This is a genomic window from Paraburkholderia sp. USG1 (assembly GCF_031570135.1).
GTDB classification, from domain to species: domain Bacteria; phylum Pseudomonadota; class Gammaproteobacteria; order Burkholderiales; family Burkholderiaceae; genus Paraburkholderia; species Paraburkholderia dioscoreae.
Map to the genome: position 1 here is coordinate 416,420 of NZ_JAMWXW010000001.1, position 12,590 is coordinate 429,009.

The window sequence follows — 12,590 nt, forward strand, 5'->3', positions numbered from 1 at the left end:
TGGTGACTGCTGAAACCGGATGCGCCGTACAGTCGGCGTCGCACGCCGTAGTCGACGAAAACAGGCTCGCTCTGCAAAATGAGTGGAAGCCCGACAATCCCGTACGAAACTGCCCCGCGCCGTTCCTGATCCTGGCGCCGGGCATGAACAGGGAAGAAAAGACTATTTCAAGGTGGCGGTAAATATCACGGTCTTTACCGTCACTTCGTCGACTGCGCCAGAGATATTGAAGCTACCGTGCACCACCTCATTGGACTTGAACGTGCCTTTCGCACCTTTATAGTCCGAGCCTACGTAAAACTGAACCCCGAAGGTAAAATGCTTTACCCCGTTCATACACTGCTTTTCCCTTGAATCCCCCACGTCATATAGATTGAGGTATGAATTATTAGCGGGAATGAATCCTGAATTATCTGCACACGCGTCGTTTGTAATTTTGATTGCATAGTATATTCCCGGCGCAGTTGTGCTATACAAAACAGCCTGATGGGAGTTGCCGTTGGCGTCCGTGACAGTCGCATATTTATAGTCCGTCGAACCCGCGCGATTATTCTTACCCCTCAATGCCTGCCCGCCCTGCCCGAGATCGCAGTTCGAAGTGATATTGTCATCGGTGGGTGTGATCGACATGCTGCCGGTTGGCTTGATCACCGTATATCCTGACTTCGGCGCAACGACGTTTTGAAACACCAGATTGTTGATATTCAAATCCACAGCGTCATGGGTTTTCTCAAAATAGCATTCCGTGGCTGCGTTAGCAGGCGCGCAAACAGATAAAAGCAGGGCAGTCAGAGCCAACAATAGATTGGTTTTCATACAATCCTCTAATATCAGAAATTTACGGTGACCTTCGGACAAACCGGGATCCAAACAAGATGCCTTTATAAAACCTCCTTTTTTATAAATTCAGTTGATCTTGTCATTCATAGCCGCTTAACAAACGGCGATTTCATAGTGAATTTGCCCCCACTCGCCGCCCATCGGAGAACTCCTAAAGTAGCAATAAATCAGGGACCGGTATTTCCATGCGAATCAGATATCGCAGGAAAATGCGGAGGCGGACAGACCATACAAAACCATCGGATCCGGTCGGACTGGTAATCGGCGCGCGCCCCCCGCTGGGCTATTTCGTCGCTCGTCCAACGTTCGTCCCGACATCCGCAACCTGCCTTCGCTTCGTCGCGATCACCTCAACGCGCATGCCACGGCGGCAGGCCACACGTCATAGCGTCGTCACATACGTTCCCGATAATCCGCTCGACGAAAACGTTTACATCCCGAACAGCACGGCATGCCGGCGCTGTCCGATGCCGCATCACGTGACGTGCATTCCGTCAGTTCACCCGTACTCGACACAACCGCTGAAGCCACCTTGTCCATCTCTGGGAGATTGCTGTGACCCGCCGTTCCTCCACCGCTTTTGTTCGAGTGCGTCAGTTGGCGCGCGCCGCGTTTGCCGCATCGGCACTTGTATTGACTCTGGCCGCGCCGTCGCTCGCGCACGCCGACGAAACCGCGATCTGCTACAACTGCCCGCCCGAATGGGCCGACTGGGCGAGCCAGATCAAGGCGATCCAGCAAAAGACCGGCATTCGCGTGCCGTTCGACAACAAGAACTCCGGCCAGTCGATCGCCCAGCTCATGGCGGAGCAGAAGAGCCCGGTCGCCGACGTGGTGTATCTCGGCGTCTCGTCGGCTTTCCAGGCGAAGGACAAGGGCGTGATCCAGCCGTACAAGCCCGCACATTGGGACGACATTCCCACCAACATGAAAGACCCGCAGGGCTACTGGTTCTCGATTCATTCGGGCACACTGGGCTTTTTCGTCAACAAGGACGCGCTCGAAGGCAAGCCCGTGCCGCGCTCGTGGGCCGACCTGCTCAAGCCCGAGTACAAAGGCATGATCGGCTACCTCGATCCGTCGAGCGCGTTCGTCGGCTATGCGGGCGCGGTCGCGGTAAATCAGGCGCTCGGCGGCACGCTCGACAACTTCGAGCCGGGCCTCGACTGGTTCCGCAAGCTCAAAGCCAATGCGCCGATCGTGCCGAAGCAGACCGCGTATGCGCGCGTGATGTCCGGTGAAATTCCGATCCTGCTCGACTACGATTTCGACGCCTACCGCGCCAAATACAAGGATCACGCGAACGTCGAATTCGTGATTCCCAAGGAAGGCACGATTTCGGTGCCGTACGTGATGAGTCTCGTGAAGGGCGCCCCGCATGAAGCGAACGGCAAGAAGGTGCTCGACTTCGTGCTCTCCGACGAAGGCCAGAAGCTGTGGGCCGACGCCTATCTGCGCCCGGTCCGCGCGAATGCGATGACGCCGGAAACCGCCGCGAAATTCCTGCCGGCGAGCGACTATGCGCGCGCCAAACCGGTGGACTTCGGCAAGATGGCGGAGAAGCAGTCGAGTTTCGGCGAGCGTTATCTGCAGGTGATGCATTGAACGACATCACGTTCCCGCTGCGCTGGCGCATCGCGTTGATTGCGCCCGCGCTGGCGGTGTTCATCGCCTTCTGGCTGTTGCCGATGGGCGCGCTCGCGCAGCTGAGCGGCGACGGCCACGCATTCGCCACCTATCGCGCGATGCTGACCAATCCGCGCTACATGTCGAGCCTCGGCGCGACGGTTCTGCTGTCCGCGGCGGTCACGGCGGCGACGCTGGTGCTGTCGGTGATCGCGGGTCTGCTGCTGGCGCGCCGCGAGTTTGCGTTGAAACGCACGCTGCTCGCCTTGCTCACGTTTCCGCTGGCATTTCCCGGCGTGGTGGTCGGTTTCATGGTCATCATGCTCGCGGGACGCCAGGGACTGATCGGCGCACTCTCGCTGAAACTCACGGGCGACCGCTGGGTGTTCGCGTATTCGATGAGCGGCCTCTTTCTCGGCTATCTGTACTTCTCGATTCCGCGCGTGATCGTCACCGTCATGGCGTCGGCGACCAAGCTCGATGCGTCGCTCGAAGAAGCCGCGCGCTCGCTCGGCGCGTCGCCGTGGCGGATCATGCGCGACGTCGTGCTGCCCGCGCTCTCGCCGGGTTTGATCGCGGCGGGCGCGGTGTGCTTCGCCACCGCGATGGGCGCATTCGGCACCGCTTTCACACTCGCCACGGACATCGACGTGCTGCCGATGACCATCTACACCGAGTTCACCCTCAACGCGAACATGGTGACGGCCGCCGGGCTCTCGATCGTGCTCGGCCTGGTGACGTGGGCGGTCCTGGCGTTGGCGCGCAGCGTAAGCGGCTCGGCCGTGGCGGCAAGCGCATGAACGGTATGTCCAGGCCTGGCGCTGCCAGACCGGAAGACGGGACTTCAATGAATTCCATCACTGCCTCTTTACAGCCGGCGGCGAAGCCGCGCCCGCGCCTGCGCCTGCCGGGCGCCAGAACGTGGCTCGCCGCCGGCCAATGGTTCGTCACACTGTTGCTGTGCGCGTTCCTGATCGTACCGGTCGTCATGTCGATCATGGCGGGGCTGACGGTCAACTACTTCAAGGGCGTGTCGAGCGGACTCACGCTGCGCTGGCTCGCGGAAGTGTGGACGCAATATCACGGCTCGGTGTTTCTCTCGCTCGAAGTGGCGGCGGCGACCCTGGTCGTCACGCTGCTGACCGGCGTGCCCGCGGGTTACGTGCTCGCGCGCAGCAAGACGCGCCTTTCGCGCATCATCGAAGAGTTTCTGGTGCTGCCGATCGCGCTGCCCGGTCTCGCATCCGCGCTCGCGCTGCTGGTGGTGTACGGCGGCTTCACCGTGTTCCGCATGAGCGTGGCGTTTATCGTGGTCGGCCATGTGGTGTTCACGCTGCCCTTCATGGTGCGCGCGGTCGCCGCCGTGTGCGCGAGCAGCGATCTGCGCACGCTCGAAGAAGGCGCCGCGAGTCTCGGCGCGAGCTTCCTGCAGCGCTTCGTGACAATCGTGCTGCCGAACGCGCGGCCCGGCATCGTGGCCGGCGCGCTGGCGGTGCTGACGCTCTCGATCGGCGAATTCAACCTCACGTGGATGCTGCACACGCCCGACACCAAAACGCTGCCGGTGGGTCTCGCCGACACCTACGCGTCGCTGCGCATCGAGATCGGCAGCGCCTACACGATTCTGTTTTTCATCATGACGATGCCGCTGCTCGTCGCCATGCAGTGGCTCGGCGTCGATGCGACCGGCCAGCGCAGCGCGGCGAAAAAGCGCGTTACCGCCTCCTCTTCGAAGTCCCCCCAGCCATGAAACTCGCTTCCGTTCCCGCTGCTGTACCCATTGCGCTGACGCAATGCGCGAAAACGTTTCGCGGCACGCGCGTGCTCGAACCGCTCGATCTGCATATCGGCGCCGGTGAAACGCTGGTGCTGCTCGGGCCGTCGGGCTGCGGCAAGACCACGACGCTGCGCATGATCGCCGGGCTCGAAACACCGGACGCCGGCGGCCGCATCGCGTTCGGCGCCGACGACGTCACCGCCCTGCCGATCGAAAAGCGCCAGGTCGGCATGGTGTTCCAGAGCTACGCGCTGTTTCCGAACCTGACGGTGCGCGGCAACATCGGCTATGGCCTGAAAATCAGACGTGTGCCGGCTGAGACCGTGCGCCAGCGCGTCGACGAATTGCTCGGCATGATGCGTCTGACCGCGCACGCCGACAAACCGATCGATCAGCTCTCGGGCGGCCAGCGCCAGCGTGTCGCGCTGGCCCGTGCGCTCGCGGTGCAGCCGCGCGTGCTGCTGCTGGACGAACCGCTCACGGCGCTGGACGCGCGTTTGCGCGACGCTTTGCGCAGCCAGATGAACACGCTGCTGCGCGAGTTGGGCATCACGACCGTGTACGTCACGCACGATCAGGCCGAAGCGATGGAACTGGGCGATCGCATCGTCGTGATGAGCGCGGGGCGCATCGAGCAAATCGGTTCGCCGCGCGAGATCTATTACCGCCCCGCCAACCGCACGGTCGCGCAGTTCGTCGGCACGATCAACCGGCTCGCGGGCGAACGGCGCGACGGCATGCTGACGACCACCGGCGGCGCCGTGCCGCTGCCCGCAGGCTCTACCCACGCGAGCCCGGCACACGAAATTTTCTTCCGTCCCGAAGACGCTTATCTTGCCGACCCGGCTCATGCGCAATTGCGCGGCCATATCGAAAGCACCGCGTTTCTCGGCGAACGGACACGTCTGACGGTCGGCGGCGCCGCACCGGACGCGCTGCTGATCGACGTAGCCGGCCGGGTGGAATTGGCGCGCGGCACGCCGGTCGGCATTTCAATCGCGCAGGACGCGTTGATTGCGCTATCGTAATGAAGCCGCGCTGTTTTCTTGGCGCGCAATAAAAAGGACATCCCCATGCTGCTGGCTCAAATTAGCGACCTGCATATCAAACGGCCCGGCGCGCTCGCTTACCGCCGCGTCGATACCGGCGCCTATCTCGCACGCTGCGTCGCCGCCCTGAATGCGCTCGAACCGCGTCCCGACGCGGTGATCATGACTGGCGACCTCGTCGATCAGGGCGATCCGGAACAGTACGAGCATCTCAAGACACTGCTTGCGCCGCTGGAAATTCCCTACTTCATGCTGGTCGGCAATCACGACGAGCGCGCTGCGTTGCGCGCCGCGTTTCCCGATCGCAAGGAACTGGCGAGCGGCGGCGAGTTCGTGCAATACGCGGTCGATCTCGGGGCGCTGCGACTCATCGCGCTCGATTCGATGGTGCCGGGCCAAAGCGCGGGCACTCTGTGCGACGCGCGGCTCGCCTGGCTCGCCGCGCAACTCGATGCAGCCCAAGGCAAGCCGACCATAGTCGCGTTGCATCATCCGCCGTTCGTGTGCGGCATCGGGCATATGGACGAACTGCGGCTCGATCCCGCCGCCGCCGACAGACTCGCGGCGTTGATCGCGCGTTATCCGAACGTGGAGCGGGTGATCTGCGGGCATGTGCACCGGCCCATGTTCGTGCGGTTTGGCGGCACGATCGCCTCCGCGGTGCCGGCGCCCGCGCATCAGGTCGCGCTCGATCTGCACGAAGATGCACCGTCCGCGTTCATGATGGAGCCGCCCGCGTATGCGCTGCATCACTACGATCCGGCAACCGGTATCGTCACGCATCACGCCTATGTGGATGCCGCCGATGGGCCGTATCCCTTTTACGAGCCCGAGGGCGATCTGATCGATTGACGCTCGCGGCTCACGCGCCGATGAAAGTCTCATGCACGCGCCGGGACGACCTGAAATACGGAATCCCGAGCGCGGCTGCAACCACCGCCTGAATGACGCCGTCGTACGGAACGGCAATGTCGATGCCGATGGCGTGCGTCATGTAATCGCCGAGCAGATATGCGCCGGCACGCATCACGACAATGGCGACGAGCCATGCTTGCACCTGCGCCACAAAGCGCGCCGATCTGCGCCACGCGAGCAGCGCCAGCCAACCCGCACCTGCGACGATGAACACGCCGGTAGCGACGTCGCAGCCGACCATCGCGACCACGGCGCGATACCAGCCGTGCGTTTCGCGTCGTACGAATACGGCCAACAGTTCCCATTCGAGCATCAGCTTGAGCGGATCGCGCATCGCGATCGCCGTATGGAGCACCCAGGCGGCCAGGCAGATCAAGGCGAGCAGCAGCCAGCCGCGGATGCGCAGAGGTTCATGTGGGGTGGTCGAGCGCATGGAGTCGTTCTGATAGTCGTGTGGGTTGGTAACCGGATAACGCGCGCCGATTCTACGAACGAAAACCGAACGACCATCTCATTTTGTTCGCGCGGCGTTTTCAAGCGGCGCTTTCCCATTGACCCTGTTCATGCAAGCCATATGCGGCGCTTTCTCAGCGCTCGCGGCCGTCTGCACGATCCGCCTGGCTCCGGTATGATCGGCACGCTTGAGGACCGCGCATGGGCCGGTCCGTCGACCGCCCTCTCTCATGTCCACTTCCAACCCGTCCACCCCCGCTTCCGCCGACCGGTCGCTGCGCGGCTTGCTGCTTCTGCTCGCCACCATCGCCGGCGTCGCGGTCGCGAACATCTATTACAACCAGCCGCTGCTCGACGACTTCCGCCAGTCGTTTCCGCGTAGCGCGTCGTGGGTCGGCGCGGTGCCGGCCGTCACGCAACTCGGTTACGCGGCCGGCATGCTGTTGCTGGCGCCGCTCGGCGACCGCTTCGACCGGCGCCGTCTGATCCTGCTGCAGATCGTGGGAATCTGCGGCGCGCTGGTGGTGGCGACCGCGGCGCCGACGCTGTCCGTGCTGATCGTCGCGAGTCTCGCGATCGGCGTGCTCGCCACCATCGCGCAGCAAGCCGTGCCGTTCGCGGCGGAACTCGCGCCGCCGGCGGAACGCGGCCACGCGGTCGGCACGGTGATGAGCGGTTTGCTGCTGGGGATCCTGCTGGCGCGAACGGCCTCGGGTGTGATCGCCGAATATTTCGGCTGGCGCGCGGTATTCGGCGCGTCCGTGATCGCGTTGCTGGTGCTGGCGGTCGTCATCATTCTGCGTCTGCCGAAGAGCCAGCCCACTTCGACGCTGCCCTACGGCAAGCTTCTGGTGTCGATGTGGCACCTGGTGGTCGAGCATCGCGCGCTGCGTGAAGCGTCGCTCACCGGCGCGGCCCTGTTCGCGGCGTTCAGCATTTTCTGGTCGGTGCTGGCCTTGCTGCTGGCCGGCGCTCCGTTTCATCTCGGGCCGCAGGCGGCCGGGTTATTCGGCATCGTCGGCGCGGCAGGCGCGATGGCCGCGCCGCTCGCCGGCAAGTTCGCCGACCGGCGCGGACCGCGCGCGATCATCACCGTGTCGATCGTGCTGGTGGCGATTTCGTTTGTCGTATTCGGCGCGTCGGCGAAAAGCATTGCGGGCCTGGTGGTCGGCGTGATCATTCTCGATATCGGCGTGCAGGCCGCGCAGATCTCCAATCAGTCGCGCATTTATGCACTCAAGCCGGACGCGCGCAGCCGCGTGAATACGGTGTACATGGTGGCGTATTTCATTGGCGGAGCGATCGGCTCCGGCGTGGGCGCGGCCGTGTGGCCGGCTTTCGGATGGCTCGGCGTGAGCGCTGCCGGGCTCGCGTTCGCCGGGCTGGCGGCGTGGAATCATCTGGCGCTTCCCGCCGACGCCGCGAAGGGTTAGTCAGTCGTCCCTTGCCGGCGCGGAGCGCTCATTTGCCGCTTCGCGCGTACGCATAGTCGTGCAGCGCGTCGATCACCCGGTCGAACTCGAACGACTTGTCGTAAAAGTGGCGCACGCCATATTGTTCGCAGCGCTCCCGGTAGGCGGGCAGCGCGTGATTGGTCAGGACTGCGGCGAACACCGCGTCGATCAGCCCTTCCCGTTGCAGGTAGGCCAGTACCGGCACACCCGAGCCCTGCTTCAACTGCAGGTCGACGATGACCGCGTCGAACGACTCATCGCTCAACAGGGCGATCGCCTGGTCCGCAGAATCCGCGTAGGCCGCCACCTTGAGCAGACCGGAGGCGTCGATCGCTTCCACCAGGCTTCTGCGAATCAGCGGCGAATCCTCGATCAGCAGCACACGTAATGGCGTGTGCCGGGCGGGCTCGGCAACAGGGTTCGATTCGCTGTTCATCGGCATATCTCGATCGTCCATTATTCGATCAAGCCGTTCTTGATCGCGTAATAAGTCAGATCGGCATTATTCGCCAACCGCATTTTCTCCAGCACGCGGGCCCGGTAGGTACTGACCGTCTTCACGGACAAATGCAATTCCTCCGCAATCTCCGTAGGAATCTGTCCCGCCGCGAGCTTGCAGAAAATCTGGAACTCGCGCTCGGAGAGCGCTTCATGCGGCCGCCCGACAGCCGGTTTGTCGAGGTTGTCGGCGAGCGTATCGGCGAGCGCCTCGGAGAGGTAACGATGCCCGCGCGCTACCGCACGAATCGCCCGCACGATCTCATCGGGCTCGCAATCCTTGTTCAGATAACCGTTGGCACCCGCGCGCAGCAGGTTGATCGCGTACTGGCTCTCCGGGTATCCCGACAGGATCAGCACGCCCTGGTTCGGGCGCACCTGCTTGATCACGCGCAAGGTGTCGATGCCGTTTTTGTCCGGCATCGCGATGTCGAGCAGCACCACGTCGAACGCCTGCTCGCGCACGAGGCTGATGGTTTCGTCGCCGGTGGCCGCTTCAGCCGCGACGCACATATCCGGCTCGTCAGCGACGAACTGCCTGAAGCCACCTCGGACGATCGCATGGTCGTCAGCTATCAACACTCGAATCATTGTTTTGGGTGTCCGTGCAATGGAATCGCGCCAGAGCAGACATTGTAGTGACCTCCGGTGTGGCTTCTGCCGGAATCGAAAAAAACCCGGTGGCGCATGCCGGCGCGGGTAACCCGCCAGACCCACCCGCGCCCATTGCGCCACCCCGCTTACTCGCGGCCTTCGAGCAGATCCGCCATATCGTCCGCGTGCTCTTCTTCGACTGCGAGAATGTCTTCGAACATACGACGGGTCGTCACGTCCTTATCGCCGAGATAGCGAATGATCTCGCGGTAGGTGTCGATCGCAATGCGCTCGGCGATCAGGTTCTCCTTGATCATGTCCGTGAGGTTGGCGCCCTCCTTGTATTCCGAATGCGAGCGCGTTTTCAGACCGTCCGGAGCGAAATCCGGCTCGCCGCCCAGTTGCACGATCCGCTCGGCAATGCTGTCGGCGTGTTCCTGTTCCTCCGCGGCATGCGCGGCGAACTCCGCAGCCACGGCCTCGGAGTTGATGCCCTTCGCCATGAAGTGATGCCGCTTGTAACGCAGCACGCAGACGATTTCGGTGGCCAGTGCGTCATTGCATAGTTTCAACACCGTCTCGCGGTCCGCGCCATAGCTTTGCGTGACCGGGCCGTCCGACATGTGCTTGCGAGCCTCTTCGCGGATCTTTGCAAGGTCCATCACGAACGGGTCGCTGGATTGAGTGGCCGCGCCCTGGGCGCCAGGTAGCTTCGACATTGAATTTCTCCTTTATCCGGTATGGGGGAACTGCGCATCACGCACGAATCGCGCCTGATGCGCCGGCGCAAGGAAAACGAGGAATGGCTGCTGCCATGCCCGTCTACGTTCGGAATACGCCGAGCAGCAGCGTGACCACGAACACGACGAGGAAAATGTAGAACAGAATCTTTGCAATTTCGGCGGCGCCTGCCGCGATTCCGGTAAAACCGAACACGGCGGCAATGATCGCGATCACGAAAAAGACAATGGCATAGTGAAGCATGGCAACTCTCCTTCCTGTTGGTATCTGTGTGGCATCGGCACAGGCCGTTGACTGGCGAACCGTCTGCCGTGCGCAAAGCCACGGTTTGCGAACGCCTCGTTGAGCAGCGCTAATCGACGATCTTTTTCGTCACCACGAAGCCCAGCACGAGGAACACCACGCACAGAATCACGAATACGATAAACAGGAACTTTGCAATCGCCGCCGCGCCTGCCGCTACGCCGGTAAAGCCAAGAACCCCGGCGATCACCGCGACGACGGCGAAGAACAACGCCCATTTCAGCATGATGGCTTCCTCCCGAAACATTGATTGAACGATCAGGTCCATCCTAACGATCAGTGACGCCGGGCGCATTCCGACGCACGCCGGTTTTCGTGTGAGAATCCGCTGACATTGGATTACGGCCGCGTTACGGCAATGCTGCATTGCAGGAGCGAACGCGCGGGCGCCGCAAGCGGCGGACGTTACACTGATGCCCCATCAGAGGAGCCGAATGTGCCAAATGTGCAGAACGTGCCGAACCCGGTCGATGCTGGAACCGCCGCCCGGCTGAGCGACTGGATGCGCAATCGCAGCTGGGCGATCGCCATGACGGTGGCGATCGTCATTACCGTGGGCGGCCTCGTGATTCTCGAAACCGCGCGCGAGCGCATTGCCGCCGAGTACGAGACCGCACTCGAAGCACGCGACGTCACCGTGCAGCTGAGCACCCTTGCGAGCCAGCTCTCGCGCCTGAGTGCGCAGCAAAGCGATTTTCTTCTGACAAGGCAGGACGCCGCCGCGCGCGAGTTCTGCGCTACCGCTGTGCGCATCCGTCAGAGCGAGCAACTGTTGAACCGCTTCTACCGCAGCGGCAAGGCGGACAGCGCAGAACTCGCGAGCTTCACGCAGATTCTCGCGCTGATCGAGGCGCGTATCGGCGCGGGCGCGTCCGCGCTGCAGGGCGCGGCGCCGCATCCGCTCGACCTGGCCACGTGCGGCAGCGCGAGCGAGGCCAATCCGGCCGACGCGTCGCTGGTGGACAGCACGCTCACGCTGCTGCGCGACAACGAGGAGCGCCGCGCGCAACACGCGCTCGCCGCGAGCCGCGGCGATCAGCGCATCTCCACGCTATGCGCAGCCGGTCTGTCGGCGCTGAACATCGTGCTGTTCATTCTGCTGTTTCGCAATCTCGGCATTCAGATCGATCGTCAGGCGCGCGTGCAGCGTCAATTGATCACACAACAGGAAGGACTCGACCAGCTCGTCAATGAACGCACCCGTCAACTGGAGGCGCTCGGCTGGCACCTGCAGGCGGTCAGCGAAAACGAAAAGACCCAGCTCGCGCGTGAACTGCACGACGAGCTCGGCGCGATCCTGACCGCGAGCAAAATGGACGTGGCCTGGGCCAACCGCAAGCTGAAGGACAGCGCGCCGGACATCTCCGAGAAACTCAAGCGGGCGCTCGCGAATCTCGATCAGGGCATCGCGCTCAAGCGGCGCATCATCGAAGACATGCGGCCTACGGTGCTGGCGAACTTCGGGCTCGTCACCGCGTTGCGCACGCTCGCCGACGAAGCCGCGCAACGCAACAACTGGACGCTCGACCTGCACCTGCCCGCCGACGACATCAAGCTCGACGAGCAGACCGAGATCGCGCTGTTTCGCGTCGCGCAGGAGTCGCTCACCAATGCCGCCAAATACGCGCGAGCCTCGAAGGTATCGATCGCCTTGCAGGTGGGTGACGGCCAGGTGGCGCTGCATATCGCCGACAACGGCGTCGGCATCATGCCCGCCGATCTGAAGCGCACCCACACTCACGGGCTGCTCGGCATGCGCCAGCGCGTAGCGGCGCATGGCGGGCGCTTCGAGATCCGGCGCGGCGTGCCCAACGGCACCGACATCCACGTGGAGATGCCGAGCGTCAGCACCGCGACGCCTTCGGTCGATCTGCCGCCGGCCACGCCCTCGCGAACGTCCGTCTAGCAAAGGCCCACGCAAAGCGCTAGTGAGGCTTGTAGGCGTGCGCCGACGCAAACACCGGAGCACGCCTACATGAAAATCGCAGTGCAGCCGACAGCGCCGCCTCCGCCCTTTTTTTACCATGCAATCAGACCGGATCGACTGGCGTAAGCCCCGGTCGGACGACAGCTAGCTCAGCTAGCACGTGCCGTACAACATGGGCACGTCAACCGATGCATTCTCGACAAGGAGAACTTTTCATGAATCGACTGATCGCTTTGCTTCTCATTGCAGGGACAGCTGCGCTCGCCGGTTGCAACACGATGGCGGGGGCCGGGCAGGACATTTCGAAGGGTGGCAACGCTATCACCAACTCGGCCGATCAGGCCAAGTGAGCGGCGTCTAACAAGAAAGAAGCACACGGCCGGCGCTTTGCAGCGCCTGGCATGAGAGATAGG

15 protein-coding genes are annotated in these 12,590 nt (G+C 62.8%); 8 read left to right on the plus strand and 7 right to left on the minus strand.

Annotated elements, in window-relative coordinates:
• Positions 1-162: 162 nt before the first annotated feature.
• Positions 163-816: a hypothetical protein gene (locus NE850_RS01965; RefSeq protein WP_007181202.1), complete on the minus strand. Its 654-nt coding sequence runs from the start codon at positions 814-816 to the stop codon at positions 163-165.
• A gap of 579 nt (positions 817-1,395) precedes the next feature.
• Here NE850_RS01965 and NE850_RS01970 point away from each other — a divergent pair.
• The 5 genes from NE850_RS01970 to NE850_RS01990 are packed head-to-tail and all read left to right on the plus strand — an operon-like array spanning position 1,396 to position 6,144.
• Entirely contained in the window at positions 1,396-2,445 is a 1,050-nt protein-coding gene (locus NE850_RS01970; RefSeq protein ID WP_007181201.1) for an ABC transporter substrate-binding protein, read from the plus strand.
• Positions 2,442-3,266: an ABC transporter permease gene (locus tag NE850_RS01975; RefSeq protein ID WP_007181200.1), complete on the plus strand. Its 825-nt coding sequence runs from the start codon at positions 2,442-2,444 to the stop codon at positions 3,264-3,266. The genes NE850_RS01970 and NE850_RS01975 overlap by 4 nt, the downstream gene beginning before the upstream one ends.
• A 47-nt stretch (positions 3,267-3,313) precedes the next feature.
• On the plus strand, positions 3,314-4,216 hold the full coding sequence (locus NE850_RS01980; RefSeq protein WP_007181199.1) for an ABC transporter permease: 903 nt from the start codon (positions 3,314-3,316) through the stop codon (positions 4,214-4,216).
• A complete protein-coding gene (locus NE850_RS01985; RefSeq protein WP_007181198.1) occupies positions 4,213-5,271 on the plus strand; it encodes an ABC transporter ATP-binding protein in 1,059 nt (352 codons plus the stop codon). Before NE850_RS01980 ends, NE850_RS01985 begins: the two co-directional genes overlap by 4 nt.
• Before the next feature lie 45 nt (positions 5,272-5,316).
• Positions 5,317-6,144, plus strand: coding sequence for a phosphodiesterase (locus NE850_RS01990; protein ID WP_007181197.1), 828 nt, complete (start codon positions 5,317-5,319; stop codon positions 6,142-6,144).
• A gap of 10 nt (positions 6,145-6,154) precedes the next feature.
• Here the strand turns inward: NE850_RS01990 and NE850_RS01995 are convergent, their stop codons facing one another.
• Positions 6,155-6,640, minus strand: a complete 486-nt coding sequence (locus NE850_RS01995; RefSeq protein WP_007181196.1) for a DUF2569 domain-containing protein — start codon at positions 6,638-6,640, stop codon at positions 6,155-6,157.
• A gap of 250 nt (positions 6,641-6,890) precedes the next feature.
• Here NE850_RS01995 and NE850_RS02000 point away from each other — a divergent pair, with 250 nt between their 5' ends.
• Positions 6,891-8,093, plus strand: a complete 1,203-nt coding sequence (locus tag NE850_RS02000; protein WP_007181195.1) for an MFS transporter — start codon at positions 6,891-6,893, stop codon at positions 8,091-8,093.
• 28 nt (positions 8,094-8,121) lie between these two features.
• Here NE850_RS02000 and NE850_RS02005 read toward each other — a convergent pair whose 3' ends face one another.
• The 5 genes from NE850_RS02005 to NE850_RS02025 form a co-directional block, all read right to left on the minus strand.
• Positions 8,122-8,550, minus strand: a complete 429-nt coding sequence (locus NE850_RS02005; RefSeq protein ID WP_035518538.1) for a response regulator — start codon at positions 8,548-8,550, stop codon at positions 8,122-8,124.
• Positions 8,551-8,570: 20 nt separating this feature from the next.
• A complete protein-coding gene (locus NE850_RS02010; protein ID WP_007181193.1) occupies positions 8,571-9,203 on the minus strand; it encodes a response regulator transcription factor in 633 nt (210 codons plus the stop codon).
• A gap of 149 nt (positions 9,204-9,352) precedes the next feature.
• The gene (locus tag NE850_RS02015) at positions 9,353-9,925 is read right to left on the minus strand and encodes a bacterioferritin (protein WP_007181192.1); all 573 of its coding nucleotides are present in this window, start codon (positions 9,923-9,925) and stop codon (positions 9,353-9,355) included.
• A gap of 103 nt (positions 9,926-10,028) precedes the next feature.
• On the minus strand, positions 10,029-10,190 hold the full coding sequence (locus tag NE850_RS02020) for a DUF1328 domain-containing protein (protein WP_006052455.1): 162 nt from the start codon (positions 10,188-10,190) through the stop codon (positions 10,029-10,031).
• A 109-nt stretch (positions 10,191-10,299) separates the two neighbouring features.
• Positions 10,300-10,476: a DUF1328 domain-containing protein gene (locus NE850_RS02025; RefSeq protein ID WP_007181191.1), complete on the minus strand. Its 177-nt coding sequence runs from the start codon at positions 10,474-10,476 to the stop codon at positions 10,300-10,302.
• 210 nt (positions 10,477-10,686) lie between these two features.
• Between NE850_RS02025 and NE850_RS02030 the strand changes: the two genes are divergently transcribed.
• On the plus strand, positions 10,687-12,156 hold the full coding sequence (locus tag NE850_RS02030) for a sensor histidine kinase (protein WP_007181190.1): 1,470 nt from the start codon (positions 10,687-10,689) through the stop codon (positions 12,154-12,156).
• 236 nt (positions 12,157-12,392) lie between these two features.
• Complete coding sequence (locus NE850_RS02035; RefSeq protein WP_007181189.1) at positions 12,393-12,527, plus strand: entericidin A/B family lipoprotein; 135 nt, start codon at positions 12,393-12,395, stop codon at positions 12,525-12,527.
• Positions 12,528-12,590: the final 63 nt, after the last annotated feature.

What these genes read in the sequence shown, in the direction of transcription:
- NE850_RS01965 (WP_007181202.1), bottom strand. Translation starts at nt 816, where the DNA reads ATGAAAACCAATCTATTGTTGGCTCTGACTGCCCTGCTTTTATCTGTT.
- NE850_RS01980 (WP_007181199.1), top strand. Translation starts at nt 3,314, where the DNA reads ATGAATTCCATCACTGCCTCTTTACAGCCGGCGGCGAAGCCGCGCCCG.
- NE850_RS01985 (WP_007181198.1), top strand. Translation starts at nt 4,213, where the DNA reads ATGAAACTCGCTTCCGTTCCCGCTGCTGTACCCATTGCGCTGACGCAA.
- NE850_RS01990 (WP_007181197.1), top strand. Translation starts at nt 5,317, where the DNA reads ATGCTGCTGGCTCAAATTAGCGACCTGCATATCAAACGGCCCGGCGCG.
- NE850_RS01995 (WP_007181196.1), bottom strand. Translation starts at nt 6,640, where the DNA reads ATGCGCTCGACCACCCCACATGAACCTCTGCGCATCCGCGGCTGGCTG.
- NE850_RS02000 (WP_007181195.1), top strand. Translation starts at nt 6,891, where the DNA reads ATGTCCACTTCCAACCCGTCCACCCCCGCTTCCGCCGACCGGTCGCTG.
- NE850_RS02005 (WP_035518538.1), bottom strand. Translation starts at nt 8,550, where the DNA reads ATGAACAGCGAATCGAACCCTGTTGCCGAGCCCGCCCGGCACACGCCA.
- NE850_RS02010 (WP_007181193.1), bottom strand. Translation starts at nt 9,203, where the DNA reads ATGATTCGAGTGTTGATAGCTGACGACCATGCGATCGTCCGAGGTGGC.
- NE850_RS02015 (WP_007181192.1), bottom strand. Translation starts at nt 9,925, where the DNA reads ATGTCGAAGCTACCTGGCGCCCAGGGCGCGGCCACTCAATCCAGCGAC.
- NE850_RS02020 (WP_006052455.1), bottom strand. Translation starts at nt 10,190, where the DNA reads ATGCTTCACTATGCCATTGTCTTTTTCGTGATCGCGATCATTGCCGCC.
- NE850_RS02025 (WP_007181191.1), bottom strand. Translation starts at nt 10,476, where the DNA reads ATGCTGAAATGGGCGTTGTTCTTCGCCGTCGTCGCGGTGATCGCCGGG.
- NE850_RS02035 (WP_007181189.1), top strand. Translation starts at nt 12,393, where the DNA reads ATGAATCGACTGATCGCTTTGCTTCTCATTGCAGGGACAGCTGCGCTC.